The following is a 17,740-nucleotide window of genomic DNA, read 5'->3' on the forward strand; positions in this document are numbered from 1 at the left end:
TATAAATTTGACCAATGAGTAATTTATCCCAATGATGTAGTAGTATCGTAAGTTCATCTACTCAAAAGTGGCATTTAGCGATAAACTAGCTATGCTTTCGATGAGATGATGCTTGAATATGGGTGTGACGAAAGACATCTCATTACTCAAGGCAGTTAAATGTGGTGACATTCGACAAATCCACGCACTGCTGAGCGCGGGTGCAAGTGTGAACGCTAGTGATGGCGACGGTACAACCGCCTTGATGTTTGCTGCTCAACGCGGCTATACCGAAATTGTCCGATTGTTACTTGCAAACGGGGCTGACGTTAATCGCCAAAGAAAGCTTTATAGTTTGACGCCACTGATGTTAGCCGCAGCAGCAAATCACCTTGATATCGTAGAAACGCTACTAGCCCACGGCGCAAATGTAAATGCGATTAATGAGGATGGTAGCACCGCCCTGATGATCGCTGCGCTCAAAGGTCATGCGAATATAGTCCGCGTGTTTCTTAACGCAGGTGCCAAAGCTGATATTCGCGATCGCGATGATGATACTGCGCTCAAGTTGGCTGTGCAGCAACAGCACGTTGATGTTATTCAAGTGCTAATAGCATCTGGAACACTCGATGTCAATCTCCAAGATGAACAAGGCGAAACAATACTCATGCAAGCTGTCGATATTGGTGCAACGGAGGTTGTAGAAGCACTATTACACGCAGGAGCAGATGCAAATTTTAAAAATATTGATGGTGGTAGTCCGTTAGCCGCCGCCGCCGCAGGGGGATACACGGCGATCGCAACTGCATTACTCGCTGCTGGCGCTGAAATTAATGCCAAAGACCAAGACGGCGAAACACCGCTACATCTAGCCGTTGTTGAAGGACATACTGAAGTCGTCCAACTCTTGCTAAGTCGTGGTGCTGATGTTGAAGCGAGAAATTCTTTAGGCGATACACCTTTAATGGTTGCAGCATTACATGGACATCGCGCTATTGTTACTGCGTTGTTAGCGCAAGCACGCAACATAGATAAAGATATATTGAATATTAAAAACTTAGGTGAAACGCCGCTAACACTTGCCGCGACTCAAGGACACGCTGACACAGTGCAGTTGTTACTCGATTATGGCGCTGATCCAAACTTACCCGCCGATGACGGCAAAACGGCATTGATGAAAGCTGGCGATCGCAATTGTGTTGAGGTCATCGAGTGCTTACTCAAATCAGGAGCAAAGGTGAATCTGCAAGACAAATATCATGCTACCGCTTTGATGTGGGCAGCACACCGAGGTTTTACCGATGCTGTAGAAATACTACTTCAAGCAGGGGCAGATGTCACGTTGAAAAATACCGCAGGTTACACAGCTTTGATGCTTGCAGAATTCAATGGGTATAAGAATGTTGTGCGATCGCTCAAAGCCGCTGGTGCGGAAGAATAATCCTATCGTAGGATGATTAATGATTCTCTTATAAAAAGCATCTCTTCGTCATACTTTGTGTGCGTGGCGAAAAGAGATACAATACACCACTTCTTAGCCTGATTTGCTTTTCAGGTGCATAAATCTCCTATTTATTGCAACAATCTAGTAAATATCCAGTATTTTCCACCTGCTGCATCGACTGTAAGCTGCATTAAGATAACTCATAATTACCTAGCATACTTGCATAGCTGCATTTTTCCGCAAGCTAACTGTTTTCTGCCAATATGAAAAGCTAGCATCAAACACGATAAAATTGACAAATTTATATGTTAAAAAGACAGCTACAAAGTCTAGTATTTATTACATTAGTAACATTATTTGTTTCCTGTCAGAAATCTCAATCATTAAAATCTTCCCCAATCTCTATAGGAGCTACTGCACCGACAGCAGTTGCTGTTGATAGTTCTATTAACTTACAATCAATGACTACAAAAGCGGGAACAGTTATCGGTCACGCTATTGATTGTGATAATGATGGGCGTCATAATGACTATCGAATTGACTATGATGCAGATGGTATTCCTGATGATTGCATTATCGGTGATGACGAGTCTTTAACCGCAAATATTGATACAACAACTCCCCAAAATTTATTTGATTCACGACTCAAGTTATTAGATGCACTTACCGCAGAGTGTGTAGAAAATATCAAAGTAGAAGGCGATATTACTTATAGCATTTGCACAACTGACGGTCAGCCGGTAAAAGCAGCAGAATTTCTAACTGACCTTGGAGATGGTTTAAATATTTGGTTTGAGCGTAGGAAAGTTAAAGCTATACTACGAACTCATAGTGGCGAAATGTTTTTCTTTGATAACGGAAAGCTGGAGCTAATGTTTGAAGATCGTGGAATGCAGGTTATTACAAGCTTTAGCCCTGAAGAACGGCAGGAATATGAAGAACTTGCACAAACTGCCTACCAACGTATTTTTCAGGTATTTAATATTGACTAGATTCATAATATAAAGATTTTAAGTTAAGTTTTACATCTATATCTAGAAAAACTTGCAAATTGTGCTTGGGATTATTTTATAGGCTATGCAAATCTTCTTGATGTTTTTGGTACCTTTTCTATCTTAATTTATTTTGCTTTAGTCAACGTGTTTTTTATGTGGCGATTCACGTGAATACTGTAATCAACAAAATCGGCTTATATTCTTTATATAAATAATACTAAAGAATATTTTACAGCAAAAGTTTTAGTCCTAACTTAGTAAATTAAAGTTGTGTGGTTGAACTGCTAAATTAAATGTAATTAAATTAAACTGAGAATTGTTTGTCCTCTACATAAAAACACAATGCGCTACTTAAAAAAACAGAGGGTTATGATAGCGTTTATTGTAATTATTTCTGTAGTATTAACTACAGTTAAATCTTTAGCTGCAACCGAAATTAAATGGACGACAGTTGCACCTTCTCCAGTCGGTACGGGAGAGGCAATGAGTGCGGTAGTTAGTGGTAAATTGTATCAGTTAGGCGGATATACTTCTAAGTGGAGACCAACAAATCGTGCTGATGTGTACGATCCAGCAACGAACACGTGGAAACGTCTTGCAGATATACCAATTAGAATTACTCATGCAGGAGTTGCGGCTGACGCCGGAAATATTTATTTAGCAGGCGGGTATGTTGGTAAACCAGAAGGCGGACAACTATTTGCAACAAGAAAAGTTTTACGCTACAACATTGCAACGAATACTTGGTCAGAAATGCCACCATTACCACAAACTAGAGGTAGCGGTGGCTTTAGTAATTTGAAACGAGAATTGCATTTCTTTGGTGGAGCAGATCTTAATAGAATTGACCGTGGCGATCATTGGATACTCAAGCTTGATAATATTGCTGCTGGTTGGCAAACAGCGGCTGTGTTACCCAATCCACGATCGCACTTAGGAGATGCAATTGTCAACGGCAAGATTTATGCGATCGGCGGGCAGCATAGTTATGATGACTACTTAACGACACAAAATAGTGTCCACGTTTGGAATCCTGCAACAAAGCAATGGGCTAAAGTCGCTAATTTACCGCAACCACGCAGTCATATTGGGGCTGCTACTTTTGTTATTAATGGAGAAATATATTTAGTGGGTGGCGAGGTTAAACACAAGTCAGCAGTTAATAAGGTAACGGTATATAATCCTAAAACTAATTCATGGCGTGAGTTAACGCCACTACCGACTAAACGTCACTCTGGTGTTGGAGGTTTTATCAATGGTAGTATCTACTACTCTTCCGGCGCTCCAGCTTTTGATAAAACAGTTTACCGAGGTAGATTTCAGTTTGTAAGTTAAAAAATCTTCTCAAGAATGCTGCATTTGTACAAAAGCATCGAGTAACACATCAGGAATGGGTCTAGGGCGCATCGACACTGCATCCACCCATACCCACAAGGCTTCAGCAGTTACTAATAAGTGATCGTTGCCATATTTGCGAATTTCATAACGTCGAATCGCCCGCGTACCGCGCATTTCTTGCAACCAAGTACGCACTTCTAGCGTGTCACCTGCGATCGCCGGACGCAGATAGTCGATCTCAATCCGGCGCATGACAAAAACACCGCCAAGTTCGCGATAGACATCCAAAGAAAAGCCCAAATGTTCTAAGTGTTCGATCGCGGCTTGTTCGAGGTAATGTTGATAAACTGAGTTGTTGACGTGACCCAAGGCATCCATTTCATAATGGCGTACCCGTAGTTGTGTTGTAAATGGTTGCATATATAACGACTACTCACTCACTATACGCTTCCATTGGCAAACACGAGCAAACAAAATTGCGATCGCCATAAGCGTTATCAATTCGTCCAACGGTCGTCCAGAATTTGTGTTCGCGAGTCCACGATGTAGGATACGCAGCTTGTTCGCGGGAATAAGGATGTTGCCAATCTGAGGAAATTAAAGCATCAGCAGTATGCGGAGCATTCTTCAAAACATTATCATGCATATCGACTTTACCCGCCTCAATTTCTGCGATTTCTTGGCGAATTTGAATCATCGCCTCACAGAAACGATCCAACTCGGCTTTTGATTCGCTTTCAGTTGGTTCTACCATCATTGTGCCAGCAACAGGCCAAGAAACCGTAGGCGCGTGAAAGCCATAATCCATTAACCGCTTGGCGATGTCGTCTACTTCAATTCCGGCAGATTTTTTGAGGAATCGCAAATCTAGAATGCACTCATGTGCAACTAACCCTGATTTACCTCTGTACAATACTGGGTAGTAAGGTGCTAAACGATGGGCAATGTAGTTTGCATTGAGAATCGCGACTTTGGTTGCTTGCGTCAACCCTGCTGCGCCCATGAGCGTAATATACATCCAGGATATCGGTAAAATACTCGCACTTCCCCACGGGGCAGCAGCGATCTGCCAACGGCAGGGGCGTTTCGCCATCGCGCCTACGCTTTGTTCGCCACCAATTTCTACTACTGTATGACCTGGTAAAAACTGTACAAGATGCGTCGCTACGCCAATTGGTCCCATTCCTGGACCGCCACCACCATGCGGAATACAGAAAGTTTTGTGTAAGTTTAGGTGACACACATCTGCACCATAATCGCCAGGACGACAAATTCCCACTTGGGCATTCATATTTGCCCCATCCATGTAAACTTGTCCGCCGTGGGCGTGAACAATCGCGCAAATATCTTTGATTTGTTCTTCAAAGACACCATGCGTTGAAGGATACGTCACCATTAAAGCCGCAAGTTCGTGACTGTGTTTTTCGGCTTTTGCTTGAAGATCGTCTAAGTCGATATTGCCTTGTTTGTCGCAGGCGATCGCCACGACTTTCATTCCCGCCATCACTGCGCTTGCGGGGTTTGTTCCGTGGGCTGACTCTGGAATCAGACAAACTTGACGATGCGCTTCGCCGCGACTTGCGTGATATTGCCGAATCACGAGTAAGCCTGCGTACTCGCCTTGCGCACCTGCGTTGGGTTGGAGTGAAATTCCTGCAAAACCTGTAATTTCGGCTAAAGCTTGTTCGAGTTGCGCGAACAAGATTTGATACCCTCTAGTTTGGGACAAAGGTGCAAATGGGTGAATTTTACCAAACGCCTGCCACGAGATAGGTAACATTTCCGTCGTCGCATTTAACTTCATCGTGCATGAACCCAAAGGAATCATCGATGTTGTTAGCGACAGATCTTTAGCTTGCAGTCGGTAAATATACCGCAGCATTTCAGTTTCAGCATGGTAGCTGTTAAAGACAGGATGCGTTAGATAACCACTACTGCGGGCAAAAGGTTGGATTTTTTCAAGTGCTGATTGGGGAGTTGCTAACTCCTCTAGCGCGAAAGATACTTCACTTCCTGCAACAATTTGCCATAAATCGTACAAATCGGCTTCGGTTGTTGTTTCGTCCAAGCTAATGGCGATCGCCCTTTCGTTAATCGTCCGTAGATTGATTTGCCGTGCTAAGGCTGCTTCAATGATTTCTGTAACCTGTTCGGGTTCAAGGTCAATCCGTAGCGTATCAAAGTAGTGTTCTGAAGTAATGGTGTAGCCTAAATGCTTGAGACCTTCAGCTAAAAGAACAGTTAGCTGATGAACGCGTTGAGCAATATTCTTCAAGCCTTGCGGTCCGTGATAAACCGCGTACATTGATGCCATTACAGCTAATAACACTTGGGCGGTACAGATGTTGCTTGTTGCTTTTTCCCGCCGAATATGCTGTTCTCTGGTTTGGAGTGCAAGACGTAGCGCCGGCTTACCATGAACGTCTTTTGAGACGCCAACGATACGCCCTGGAACTTGTCGCTTGTATTGTTCTTTTGTTGCAAAATAAGCTGCATGAGGACCGCCGTAGCCGAGGGGAACGCCAAAACGTTGCGTACTTCCAACGGCAATATCCGCCCCAAATTCTCCAGGTGGCGTTAGTAAACACAAGCTTAAGGGATCGGCAGCAACTGTGACTAAAGCCCCTACTGTATGCGCTTGTTCAACAAAGTGACGATAATCGTAAATTGTGCCGTCAGTCGCCGGATACTGTAACAACGCCCCAAAGACCGATTCATCAAAGGTAAACGTTTGATGGTCGCCGACAATAATTTTAATTCCTAGCGGTATTGCGCGAGTTTGCACAACGGCGATCGTCTGCGGATGGCAATCTTGCGAAACAAAGAAGGTGTTTGCTTTGTGCTTACACACTCCATAACTCATTGCCATTGCTTCGGCGGCTGCGGTAGCCTCATCAAGAAGTGAAGCATTCGCAATTTCTAAACCAGTTAAATCAATGATCGCGGTCTGGAAGTTTAGTAACGCTTCGAGTCGTCCTTGTGAAATCTCTGGCTGATAGGGAGTATAAGCTGTGTACCAGCCAGGATTTTCTAAAATATTACGCTGAATGACAGGCGGGGTGACGCAGTCATGATACCCCATGCCAATAAACGAGCGAAAGACTTGGTTTTTTGAGGCAATTTCTTTGAGTTTGGCTAAAGCTGCGTATTCACTTTGCGCAGGTTCTAGCTGAAGCGGTCTATTAAGTCGAATCGCCTGCGGTACGGTTTGGTCGATTAAAGCATCAAGCGTTGCCAAACCCAATTCATCAAGCATTTGCTGAATTTCTTCTGGCTTAGAACCAATATGCCTTTGTGCGAAAGAAAAAGATTCTTGGGCTGCTTCTACCAGTTGCTGACGAATTGAACCAGTACCAGAGCGATAAGCTACCACAGACTGCTCTCCAGACACGACTTCTTCTTCATATTCTGCAACATTATTTTAAATATGGAGAACTAGGGAAAAGATAATTATGCCATTTCATAACTTTTCCCTCTCTAGCCACCTGTAGGCTTAAGCCTACGGCTACTCGCCTTCTACTTGTGCCTGATACTCATCCGCAGACATTGCATCGTCGAGTTCGCTAGAGTCGGTAATCCGCACTTTTAACAACCAACCTTCACCGTATGGGTCATCAGCTAACTGTTCAGGTGCTTCTACTATGTCATCGTTACGCTCAACTACAGTACCACTAACGGCGGCGTACAAGTTTTCCACTGCTTTTACTGACTCAATTGTACCAAAGCTTTCTCCTTTGGTTAGCGCGTCACCAACTTCGGGCAATTCGAGAAACACGATGTCACCTAATTGATCTACGGCGAAGGCGCTAATCCCAATTGTGGCGATATCGCCGTCTAACCGTACGTACTCGTGAGAATCTTGATATTTTAAATCGCTGGGATATTCCAGTGCCATGTGTAACCTCAACAATAAAAGCATTGATACTTACTTTATTGGTAATGAGTAATTGGTAATAGGTATTCTTGACAATGACCAACGATCAGTTACCAGTTACCGACCCTAGCGCCCATTATTTCATAAAAATCCAAAACGATTTTCAGCATGAATCACAAATGCCCTGCGACTGAAGTCGAGGGCTACTCCAGTAAAGTGTACCTTTGTACACTTAAATAAGACTTTGATCAATACGTTCACAGTGGTAGATTTTCTTTTGTTTAGCTGCGAATTTATTCGTCAAACATTCATGCAGGAGAGCTATTGCATAGAGCTTCAGAACCACTGCTATACTCATTATTTGCTAACATCTCGGCTATAACCGCGTTTTTGACCGATAGAATGGTCGTTTAACAACGATCGCCGGATACAATTTTCCGCGAATCTCAACATCTAGCTGCTGTCCTATTTGACTTAAGGAAGTAGGAACATAGGCTAAAGCAACAGGATAACCTAGTGTAGGCGAGAGTGTACCGCTCGTGATTTCGCCAACAACTTTCGAGTGCGATCGCACTTGATAGCCATGACGCGCGATGTTTCTTCCTTCAAGACGCAATCCGACAAGTTTGCGTTGAACTCCATGGGCTTTTTGTTGAGCCAGCACTTCACGTCCGATAAAATCTTCTTTAGAATCTAAATGAACTAGCCAACCCATACCAGCTTCGAGGGGTGTGGTCGTTTCATCAATATCTTGTCCGTAAAGCGCCATTGCAGCTTCGAGTCGTAGCGTGTCACGCGCGCCAAGTCCGCAGGGAATGACACCAGCATCATAAAGCGATCGCCATAGTTCTATCCCGATAGATGTATCAACCATCACTTCAAAGCCATCTTCTCCGGTGTAACCGGTTCGCGCAATAAACCCAGGTTGACCAAGAACAGTTGCTTCAAGATGTCCAAATGCTTTGAGCAAAGATAAATCTTCTTGGACAAAACGCTGTAAAACTGTCGCTGCTTGCGGTCCTTGCACAGCAATTAAAACTTTTTCTGAAGAAACATCGTGCAGATGTACGTATTCTGAATCAATATTTTGCAAAATCCATGCTTTGTCTTTACTAGTGGTTGCCGCATTCACAATCATAACGCCGCGTTGTTCCCCACCATCTTCCCCTTGGTAGTAGAAAATAATATCATCAATAATTCCAGCCTGCGAGTTTAACAACACAGTGTATTGCGCTTGACCTGGTTGCAGGCGATTTAAATCGGAGGGAACTAAACGCTGTAACTGAGAAATCAACTGCTTTCCGCGTAAATGGAATTTACCCATATGGGAAATATCAAACATCCCCACCGCAGTGCGTACCGCTTGATGTTCTTTACTAATACCAACAAACTGCACGGGCATTTCCCAGCCACCAAAGCTAGTGAGTCGGGCTTTGAGTTCGAGTGCGAGTTGATATAAAGGTGTTTGAGCTAACGGTAGCGCTATTTCCGGAACTAATTCTTCTTGATTAGCCACAGACAACCCATTGAGTTACTAAACATCTTATATATCGTAAGCCCAGTCTTTATGTGAATTGGTAAGGGGTAATATGGGTATTAATTCAATAGACTTCTTGCATGAATCACAAGTACCCTCCGACTGAAGTCGCGGCTATTTGAACAAAGTGTGCCTCCGCACACTATAAGCAATAGATTTGAGGAGGTAAGGCATCTCTTACCCGTAGTCCATCTCCATGGACTTTGTTTGTTGAGTAGCGAATTTATTTGCAATTCTTTTCATGCAGAAGGTCTAATAAAGCCCTCCACTCCCTACACTCATTGTGTCTATCTAAAAAACCTCTGACCTCTCATGTAGTATTCAGCCAAACGCCACATAAAATCATTGCCCCACCGAATACGGCTAACGGTGAAATAAGTTGCCCAACTAAGAAAACAGCAAAAATTGCTCCACATACTGGTTCAATCATCGCTACTAATGTTGCTATGCGTGCCGGAATCTGACGCACTCCCCACAAAAATAAACCAAAGGGAACAACAGTTCCCAGCAGAACAATATATGCAACTGCGGCTAAATCAACAGCACTCAAGCTCAGCACTTTGTCCCAAGGAGTAAAAGGTAAACTTAGAATACTACCAACTCCCATCCCGATCGCTAACACAGTTAACGGGTGGGCGCGCATTCCCATGCCTAAATAAGAAAAAGTAGCAAACAAGAAAGCCGAAGCAATACCATAAGCGATTCCCCATCCGCCTGCGAGTCCTTGCGGACCTACAACTAAAAAATATGCGCCGACGACTGCAAATCCTAAGCCGAATAATTTGGGTCGAGATAAACTTTCTCCACGCACTAAGGCATATAAAGTAAGTAACACTGGAGCCATGTACTGCAAAAATAGCCCCGTTGCCACACTAGATAGATGAATTGCTAGATAGTAGCTAACTTGAGTGAGTGTCAGTGCTAATCCGATCGCAAAAAGGCGGGGAAACTCTTTATTCTGTGGCGGAAAGCGCCAGATAAAAGGCAAAAGCACTAAAAAACTACCAAAAAAGCGTAACGGTACAAGTATTGCAGGTTCTAACGTTCCTCCCATTAAGCGCCCAGCTAACGCCCCAGCAAACCCCCATAAAAGTGCAGCACACAAGATTTGAATCATTTAACCGTAGACACCCTCGCAAAGCGATTCCTACTGTAGCGCATCACTCCTGCGGTTTTACTTTAAGGTTAATGGCGAATAGGAAGCAGAGGAAGCAGAGTTAGTTACGTTAATTTTTCTTCATCTTTCTTAAAATAGAGATATCAGCTTTAAAATACTTGAGATTGATTTCATGTCTGCATCAAATATCCAATCACGCGAATCTACAGCACAACAAGTCTCAAATTCAACATCCTGGAAAATTAAGCTACTGTACGATGGTGAATGTCCGTTGTGTTTGCGTGAAGTCAACTTCTTGCAGAAACGCGATGCTGGTCGCGGGCTTGTAGCATTTGTCGATATTGCAGATGAAGATTATAGCCCCCAAGCGCATGGCGGCGTAGACTTTGAAACTGCGATGGGGCGAATTCATGCGGTACTTCCTGATGGCACAATCGTCAAAAATGTAGAAGTTTTTCGCCGAGTTTACGAAACTTTAGGAATGGGATGGGTTTATGCAATGACTAAGTTACCCATCATTGGTGCTATTGCCGATAGACTGTATGGTATATGGGCTGACTGGCGGCTACGGTTGACTGGGCGACCAGATTTAGCAACTATTGTTGCCGATCGCCAAAAGCAGTTAGAATGCAAAACACAAGGGCGCTGCCAGATGCAATGAATGATTTTGATGCCCGACAATACGCGCCTGCCACTCTTCGCAATCGCGAACCGATTTTAGAAGTTCTTCTTGAAGTGTTGCCGCCAACAGGTACAGTATTAGAAGTTTCTAGCGGCACCGGAGAACACGCTGTGTTTTTTGCACCGCGCATTTATCCGCGTCGGTGGCTACCGTCTGACCCGAACCCTGTAGCACGTGCCAGTATTATGGCATGGCGCGAATCTGCTCCTGAGGTGGAAAATCTTTATCCGACGATCGCTCTCGACGCATGCGATCCTATCTGGACGGTCGAACAACAATCATTAGACATTGTGGCGATCGTTAATATTAATATGATTCATATTGCTCCTTGGGCGGCTTGCTTGGGATTACTTGCAGGGGCGAAGCGCATTCTTCCCCCTAGTGGAATTTTGTATCTTTATGGACCTTTTAAACAACGCGGTCAACATACAGCAGCGAGTAACGCCGCATTTGATGCGAGTTTACGCGCGCAAAATCCTGCGTGGGGCGTGCGCAATTTAGAGGATGTCGTCGAAGTTGCGAAAACGGAAGGTCTCGCACTTGTTGAAACTGTGGCGATGCCGGCAAATAATCTTTCGGTAATTTTTAAAAAGCTGAGTTAGAATTGCGCTTTAGCTGACGAGGAATTCTATCATAACTATATCAGAATTCTATGGCATGAGGACTCGTCAGAAGCGCCGGAATCAAGTATTATCAGATTACTTTCAATTTTATATTTAATTAATCATTGCGATTAATTGATGCACGCCATAATGTGGTGAGCAGGAAGGGCAATTACCAGATTAACAAGCGAGTGCAGTTTGAGCTAGAAACGCGATCGCGTTTTAATTTGCTGCATTTCTAGATCGGGGATTGATGACGCGCTGTTAAAGGGAGCAAGGTTTATGCTGCAATCATTAAAGAGATTTTGCGGAATCGCCTGCTTTGGTCAAATAAATATTTACACTAACAAAAAATGGTGTTGGGCTTTAAGCATGAGGCAGGGCATAAATACAGGAAATAAACTGCCGATCGCGAAGCATCATTTCACTCTTGATTACGACCAACCTTTACCCAACCAGCAAATCCCGTGTTAGAAGCGTGTATCCTTGCAACAATATTGTGCGGCTTTTTCGGCATAATTTTTAAAAAGAATCTTGTGATGAAAATCATCTCAATGGATGTGATGAGCACAGGAGTTATTGCTTATTACGTGCTGATTGCCTCAAGAGATGGTTTATATACACCAATTTTTTCAAACGTCAAAAAAGGTATCTACGCCGATCCAGTTCCCCAGGCAGTGATATTAACGGCAATTGTCATCGGCTTTTCGATTCAAGCTTTGATGCTAGTCGGTGTGATGAAACTGGCACGGGATAACCCGACGTTGGAAAGCAACGAGATCGAAAAGAACAATATGCCATGAATACTTTGACGATCGCTTGGATCGCCCTACCACTGTTTACAGGATTTCTCATTTATCTTGTCCCCAAACTTGACCGCTACCTCGCACTGGGTGTAACGCTGGTTTCGATGGGATATGCGTTGCAAGTCTTGCTAGCGCAATCACCGCTGACACTGCAATTACTCGATAACTTCGGTGTCACGTTGCAAGTCGATCAGCTAAGTGGCTACTTTATCTTAACTAATGCACTGGTCGCGACAGCAGTTATTCTCTACTGTTGGCACACTGATAGAACAGCTTTTTTTTATATGCAGATTGCTATTCTGCATGGCAGCCTGAATGCTGTGTTTGTCTGTGCCGATTTTATCAGTTTGTATGTAGCACTAGAGGTGATCGGGATTGCGGCGTTTCTGTTGATTGCCTATCCTCGAACTGAACGATCGCTATGGGTAGCATTGCGCTATTTGTTTGTCAGCAACACAGCAATGCTGTTTTATCTCGTAGGTGCGGTACTCGTCTATCAGACGCATCATTCGTTTGCGTTTGGGGGTTTGCGCGGCGCACCAACCGAGGCACTCGCGCTAATCTTTTTGGGACTCTTGACAAAAGGCGGAGTTTTTGTATCTGGGTTGTGGCTACCGCTAACGCATTCTGAATCCGAATCGCCCGTTTCCGCGATGCTATCAGGAGTTGTCGTTAAAGCGGGTGTGTTTCCGCTGGTACGGTGTGCGCTGATTGTGGATGAAGTGGATGCGATTGTTCGGCTATTCGGCGTAGGGGCTGCGCTACTGGGCGTATTCTATGCAATTTTGGAAAAAGACACGAAGCGGACGTTAGCATTAAGTACAGTTTCCCAGTTGGGTTGGATACTCGCTGAACCGAGTGCAGGAGGCTTGTATGCACTGGCGCACGGGGTCGCTAAATCGACGTTATTTTTAATTGCAGGGACTTTACCTAGCCGCAACTTTAAGGAACTCCAACAAAGGTCGATTAATACGGCGTTGTGGGTTGCTTTGGTGATGGCGAGTCTTTCGATTTCAGGCTGTCCCTTGTTTGTTGGTTTTGCGGCGAAGATTCTCACGCTAAAAGATTTGCCACCCGCGTACGCGATCGCGATGAATATTGGTGCCACAGGAACGGCAATCGTGTATGCCAAATTCATCTTTCTGCCGCGTGGAGGTAGCGATAAAATTCGCTTTGGTTTGTGGTTAGCAGTCGTACCGTTGATCGCGGTGCTGGCGATCGCCAATATTGCCTACTACCAGGCGTATACCGTTGCGAATATCACGAAAGTTCTCGCGATTATTGGTGCTGGCTGGGTAGCATATCTTGTCGTTTTTCGACGCTTAGAACTCAGGCTACCGCGCGTACTAGAGCAATTTGAGCATCTGATTGGTGGGATGAGCCTGATGTTGATTTTGCTGTTTTGGATGGTATTTACATGACTGGATATCTCAATCTGATTTTACGACTCGCTATCTGGTTTTTACTCACTGCTAATTTCAGCGCGGTCAATATCATCATCGGTGTCAGCGTCGCGCTGCTGTTGCCGCACAGCCACAAATCTCGCGCCGCCTTAAAAGATTGGTTGCGGGCGCTTTGGGAAATTGTGATAGCGATTCCACAAGCTTATATTGAGGCGGTTGAAATTATGTTTCGCCCGCATACCCAAGAAGTTGTAACGATGGAACGAGTTCCACCACGCCGCACACCAGGACTGATATTTCTCGATATCTTTCTGATCACCTTTACACCCAAAACGATTGTCTTGAAATACCACGAAGATGGCTGGTACGAAGTTCACCGCGTGCAACGGAGGAAAAAAGCATGAACTTGGTACTTGTAGCGATGATTTTGGCGTTACTCATACCGACTTACGCGGCGTGGCGAGATGATGAAGTTTGGCAGCGAATGTTGGCATTTGCGAGTATTGCAACCAAGACAGCAATTATGGCACTCGTTGTCTCTGTCTTTCGTGATGATTGGATGATTGGGATTGTCGCCGTCATTATTTTAAGTGTGGGCAACGCTGCGTTAATGCTACTAGCACACGTCATTAAACGCATGAATGATGTTTCAAATTCGTAAATTATGGTTGACTTATTAGGTTATATATGCATTGGCGTAGGACTGGTTTTTTGGTTTTGGGGAACCTTGCACCTATTGGGCAAGCGATCTATCTTATTCAAACTGCATAGCCTTTCGGTGGCGGATACGCTGGGTTCAATGAGTATCATCTTTGGGCTACTTTTGAAAATCCCTAGTGAATGGCCGTTGTTGATCCTGGCGATTATCTCCTTGGCAATTTGGAACACGGTGCTGGGATACGTGCTGGCATACTGTTCGAGTAGCGGAGATAGCTATGAATGAGAATGATTTCTATATCTATGCGATCGCGGCTTTACTGCCATTGAGTGCGTGTATTTTGGTGTTTCAAGTCAATCCATACCATGCCTTAGTGATTCGCGGCATTCTCGGAGCGATCGCCGCTTTGGTGTATGCGGTTTTGGGCGCAGCGGATGTGGCTTTGACCGAAGCGCTAGTCGGTACTATGCTGGCGATTACGCTATATGCGGTGGCGGTACGTTCATCACTCGTTATGCGTCTTGGTGTTCTCAAGGATGAGTGGAGTGCCGCCGAGGGCAACCAGTTTGGGCAACTCCTCGATCAGTTACGCACAATTTTGCGCAAACGTCATATGCGGCTTGAAGTGTTCCCGTATACCGATATGCAGGCTTTAGAGCAAGCACTAGTTGACAAAGACGTTCATACAACGTGTGTTTTGCGATCGCCTTCTGATGCGCAACCTTATCATACTGTCACTAGAGTTCAACGCCTCTATGAAATTATGCAAGCCGAACTCGCGTCGCCAGAAACCAGTCTCACTTATATCAATCCATTAGACGCAAAGGAGAATCATTCATGAAGTGGGTCTACATTGCAGCGGGAATTGCAATGTTTGTCAAAATGCTGCTCATACCTAATCCAGCACTCGACTTAACGGATGTCTCTATTGTTGAATTAGTCGTGCAAGATAGTGGAGTACCCAATGCCGTATCGGGTATCATTTTCCGAAATCGTTTGTATGACACGATTTTCGAGGTGGTGGTATTTACAATCGCGATCTTGGGCGCTTATTATCTCTTAGCTAACGAAAAGCCAACAACCACGATTTATCAATTTACCGATGAACCATCGATCGTGCTAGCGCGTCTGGGTGCAACAATTACAGCATTGGTAGGCATCGAACTCGCAATTCGCGGGCATTTAAGTCCTGGTGGTGGTTTTGCCGCTGGCGTGGCGGGCGGAACGGCGATCGGTCTTGTGGCAATTACTGCACCGTCGGTGTGGATGCAAGCACTCTATAAACGCTGGCACGCTGCTACATGGGAAAAAATTTCCGTTTTGATTTTTATTGTGCTGGCAGCGGTCACACTTAGCGGCATCGAATTACCACACGGACAATTAGGCGCACTTGTCAGTGGCGGGGCAATTCCTTTGCTCAATATTCTCGTCGCCGTCAAAGTCGCGTTGGGTTCTTGGGCGGCTATTTTACTGTTTATTCGTTATCGTGGTTTATTATAAATCGATAGTGAGAAGCACAAGTCGAGCGATCGCTTTTTACGCGCGAGGTTCTGATCTCAACACTATCAATCTGACGCAAGCCGCATAAAAAGCAATCAATTAGCAAGCCTAGGCAATGTCTATGATCCAACGATTTGAGCAGCGAGTTTAATTCAATTAGTTTAACGGCAATGTATACATTCCTAGCTGACCTGGAACACTTTGCCAGCGTCCTTGTTTAGCGCCATTCCACAAGGTTTTGCCAACTTTGCCTTTTGCTTGTGTCAAAGCTTTTCCTGCTATGTCGCCGTACAACTCTTTTGCGACTATCTCTGGAGTCAAAACCTCGCCAGCGTTTTCTTGTATGACAGTGGTCACTGCGCCAGTAAAGCTCATCTCACGATAACGTGGCAATAGTGGCGGTTCTGACTCGTTGTTGGATATGGGCTTAGGAAGTTGGTTGTTTCGATTTTGGTGGTAATTTGTTTGTGTGCCCTTACTTGTTTGTTCAACTAACGTCAAGTCAATCGTGTAACAACCAGGCGAATCAGGTACTTTGTCCCATAATCCTTTTTCTACTCCTTTACGTAGAGTGTCGTTCATTCGTAACTTTTCTGCTTTGAGGTCTTCAGCATCAAGTTCACCATGCAAAGCACGAATGATGTAATCAATGTGTAGAATACTTCCTTCATTTTTTTGCAGTAGCTGTTCAACGGCTTCTGATTTAGTTAGGTGTTGATATTGTGGGACGAGTGGTGTTTTTAAGAAGCGCGATTGTGGGGGAGGCGCTGATGTTGTTTGATGTTCAAGATCTGGTGACTTGATAGCGATGTCAGATTCCAAATGCTGTGCTTCTGGAGTAAAGACGGAGGTTTGGATCTGTGGATGTGGCAGTTCTTGTACGTCTTGCGGCGCTTGAGTAGAGTCTGAAAGTATTGGTGACTTCAACTTTTCCAATTCTTGCTGTTGCGGTGATGAGCGATCGTCCTCATCCGTAATGAGTGTTAATCCTTCGTTAAGCTGTTTTTGGGCTATGGTCGTTGATTGAACAGCAATCTGTTGTTCGTTGTGCTGTAATACTAATTGGTCTGCGAGTAATGCATTGATGTGCGCGATCTGTTCTTTAGCATTTTGGGCTTGTTGTTGCTGTTGCGCGTATAGCGTTTGATAGTGTGCTCTCAGTTGCAGTAAGCTTTCTATGTGCTGGTTTTCAACTAAGCGATCCGCTAACAAAGCGTTGAGGGAATTAAGTTGAGCGCCAGCATGAGAACTCGCGCGATCGCACTTTTGGACAACCGCCTGGTAGTGTTCGCGCATTTCAATTAAGTTGTGAATGAAGTGATGATTTTGAGGCATTGTTAGCGATTAAACTCCTGCTTCCAGCTAGCATATTGTTTACAGCAGTATATTATTCCTAGCCTATGCCATCTAAAAAAGTTCACGTAAGAGAATACACCGTTAGAGCACACGAGCGGGTGATTCATACGCGCCTGTACAAGTTTATCTGTAAGCAATGTAACAAAGATGCTGAACGCGAAACTTATGGTCCGCGTCCTTTATACTGCGAGCAATGTCGCCCAAGTATGACTCACAGCACTAAAGTAGCTAAAAAGAAGAAACCTAGACCTGTATTAGTCAAGCAGCAGAAACGTCGTCGTGCAGGTTAGTCAAGTTGATTCAATTGAAGCCACACTGACACAGAGAGCTTAACGCTCTATTAGTAGCATTTTTCCCGAATATCATGATGTATAAATTCCAACAAAAACAGTAATGTAAATAAACTTTCTGATTTATTGGAATTATTGCAAATTTACCGACTAAAGCGT

At 44.4% G+C, this 17,740-nt stretch carries 19 protein-coding genes; 13 read left to right on the forward strand and 6 right to left on the reverse strand.

Translation table 11 applies throughout. The annotated features are described in order from the left end of the window. Positions 1-118: 118 nt before the first annotated feature. The 3 genes from GLO7428_RS17925 (at position 119) to GLO7428_RS17935 (ending at position 3,753) form a co-directional block, all read left to right on the forward strand. On the forward strand, positions 119-1,420 hold the full coding sequence (locus GLO7428_RS17925; protein ID WP_015189986.1) for an ankyrin repeat domain-containing protein: 1,302 nt from the start codon (positions 119-121) through the stop codon (positions 1,418-1,420). 308 nt (positions 1,421-1,728) lie between these two features. After that, entirely contained in the window at positions 1,729-2,415 is a 687-nt protein-coding gene (locus tag GLO7428_RS17930) for a hypothetical protein (protein ID WP_015189987.1), read from the forward strand. Between the two features lie 372 nt (positions 2,416-2,787). After that, on the forward strand, positions 2,788-3,753 hold the full coding sequence (locus GLO7428_RS17935; RefSeq protein ID WP_051038451.1) for a kelch repeat-containing protein: 966 nt from the start codon (positions 2,788-2,790) through the stop codon (positions 3,751-3,753). Positions 3,754-3,762: 9 nt separating this feature from the next. Here the strand turns inward: GLO7428_RS17935 and GLO7428_RS17940 are convergent, their stop codons facing one another. From GLO7428_RS17940 to GLO7428_RS17960, 5 genes are all read right to left on the reverse strand, one after another. Further along, the gene (locus GLO7428_RS17940) at positions 3,763-4,176 is read right to left on the reverse strand and encodes a thioesterase family protein (protein ID WP_015189989.1); all 414 of its coding nucleotides are present in this window, start codon (positions 4,174-4,176) and stop codon (positions 3,763-3,765) included. Positions 4,177-4,189: 13 nt separating this feature from the next. Continuing rightward, a complete protein-coding gene (gcvP, locus tag GLO7428_RS17945; RefSeq protein ID WP_231295642.1) occupies positions 4,190-7,012 on the reverse strand; it encodes an aminomethyl-transferring glycine dehydrogenase in 2,823 nt (940 codons plus the stop codon). 249 nt (positions 7,013-7,261) lie between these two features. After that, a complete protein-coding gene (gene gcvH / locus GLO7428_RS17950) occupies positions 7,262-7,651 on the reverse strand; it encodes a glycine cleavage system protein GcvH (RefSeq protein WP_015189991.1) in 390 nt (129 codons plus the stop codon). A 355-nt stretch (positions 7,652-8,006) separates the two neighbouring features. Then, positions 8,007-9,146 carry a glycine cleavage system aminomethyltransferase GcvT gene (gcvT, locus tag GLO7428_RS17955; RefSeq protein WP_015189992.1) on the reverse strand — a complete coding sequence of 380 codons (1,140 nt, stop codon included), beginning with the start codon at positions 9,144-9,146 and terminating at the stop codon, positions 8,007-8,009. Positions 9,147-9,477: 331 nt separating this feature from the next. After that, positions 9,478-10,284 carry a DMT family transporter gene (locus tag GLO7428_RS17960; protein WP_015189993.1) on the reverse strand — a complete coding sequence of 269 codons (807 nt, stop codon included), beginning with the start codon at positions 10,282-10,284 and terminating at the stop codon, positions 9,478-9,480. 172 nt (positions 10,285-10,456) lie between these two features. Here GLO7428_RS17960 and GLO7428_RS17965 point away from each other — a divergent pair, with 172 nt between their 5' ends. The 9 genes from GLO7428_RS17965 to GLO7428_RS18010 all read left to right on the forward strand — a co-directional run bounded on the left by GLO7428_RS17965 (position 10,457) and on the right by GLO7428_RS18010 (position 15,935). Continuing rightward, positions 10,457-10,945 (forward strand): thiol-disulfide oxidoreductase DCC family protein, encoded by a 489-nt coding sequence (locus GLO7428_RS17965; RefSeq protein WP_015189994.1) that lies wholly within the window; start codon positions 10,457-10,459, stop codon positions 10,943-10,945. Beyond that, positions 10,912-11,568: a DUF938 domain-containing protein gene (locus tag GLO7428_RS17970; protein ID WP_015189995.1), complete on the forward strand. Its 657-nt coding sequence runs from the start codon at positions 10,912-10,914 to the stop codon at positions 11,566-11,568. Before GLO7428_RS17965 ends, GLO7428_RS17970 begins: the two co-directional genes overlap by 34 nt. Before the next feature lie 467 nt (positions 11,569-12,035). Beyond that, entirely contained in the window at positions 12,036-12,371 is a 336-nt protein-coding gene (locus GLO7428_RS17980) for a cation:proton antiporter subunit C (protein ID WP_015189996.1), read from the forward strand. Then, the gene (locus GLO7428_RS17985; protein WP_015189997.1) at positions 12,368-13,795 is read left to right on the forward strand and encodes a cation:proton antiporter; all 1,428 of its coding nucleotides are present in this window, start codon (positions 12,368-12,370) and stop codon (positions 13,793-13,795) included. The genes GLO7428_RS17980 and GLO7428_RS17985 overlap by 4 nt, the downstream gene beginning before the upstream one ends. Then, positions 13,792-14,181: a Na+/H+ antiporter subunit E gene (locus GLO7428_RS17990; RefSeq protein ID WP_015189998.1), complete on the forward strand. Its 390-nt coding sequence runs from the start codon at positions 13,792-13,794 to the stop codon at positions 14,179-14,181. Before GLO7428_RS17985 ends, GLO7428_RS17990 begins: the two co-directional genes overlap by 4 nt. Further along, positions 14,178-14,438 carry a hypothetical protein gene (locus GLO7428_RS17995; protein WP_015189999.1) on the forward strand — a complete coding sequence of 87 codons (261 nt, stop codon included), beginning with the start codon at positions 14,178-14,180 and terminating at the stop codon, positions 14,436-14,438. The genes GLO7428_RS17990 and GLO7428_RS17995 overlap by 4 nt, the downstream gene beginning before the upstream one ends. A 3-nt stretch (positions 14,439-14,441) precedes the next feature. Next, positions 14,442-14,720, forward strand: coding sequence for a monovalent cation/H(+) antiporter subunit G (locus GLO7428_RS18000; RefSeq protein ID WP_015190000.1), 279 nt, complete (start codon positions 14,442-14,444; stop codon positions 14,718-14,720). After that, complete coding sequence (locus GLO7428_RS18005) at positions 14,713-15,276, forward strand: DUF4040 domain-containing protein (protein ID WP_015190001.1); 564 nt, start codon at positions 14,713-14,715, stop codon at positions 15,274-15,276. Before GLO7428_RS18000 ends, GLO7428_RS18005 begins: the two co-directional genes overlap by 8 nt. After that, a complete protein-coding gene (locus GLO7428_RS18010) occupies positions 15,273-15,935 on the forward strand; it encodes a Na(+)/H(+) antiporter subunit B (protein WP_015190002.1) in 663 nt (220 codons plus the stop codon). The genes GLO7428_RS18005 and GLO7428_RS18010 overlap by 4 nt, the downstream gene beginning before the upstream one ends. A gap of 156 nt (positions 15,936-16,091) precedes the next feature. Here the strand turns inward: GLO7428_RS18010 and GLO7428_RS18015 are convergent, their stop codons facing one another. Then, positions 16,092-17,270: a hypothetical protein gene (locus tag GLO7428_RS18015; RefSeq protein WP_015190003.1), complete on the reverse strand. Its 1,179-nt coding sequence runs from the start codon at positions 17,268-17,270 to the stop codon at positions 16,092-16,094. Positions 17,271-17,335: 65 nt separating this feature from the next. On the opposite strand from GLO7428_RS18015, the gene GLO7428_RS26880 reads away from it, so the two are divergent. Continuing rightward, positions 17,336-17,581, forward strand: coding sequence for a hypothetical protein (locus GLO7428_RS26880; RefSeq protein ID WP_015190004.1), 246 nt, complete (start codon positions 17,336-17,338; stop codon positions 17,579-17,581). Positions 17,582-17,740 lie beyond the last annotated feature (159 nt).

The organism is Gloeocapsa sp. PCC 7428 (genome assembly GCF_000317555.1).
In the GTDB taxonomy this organism is placed as follows: Bacteria; Cyanobacteriota; Cyanobacteriia; order Cyanobacteriales; family Chroococcidiopsidaceae; genus Chroogloeocystis.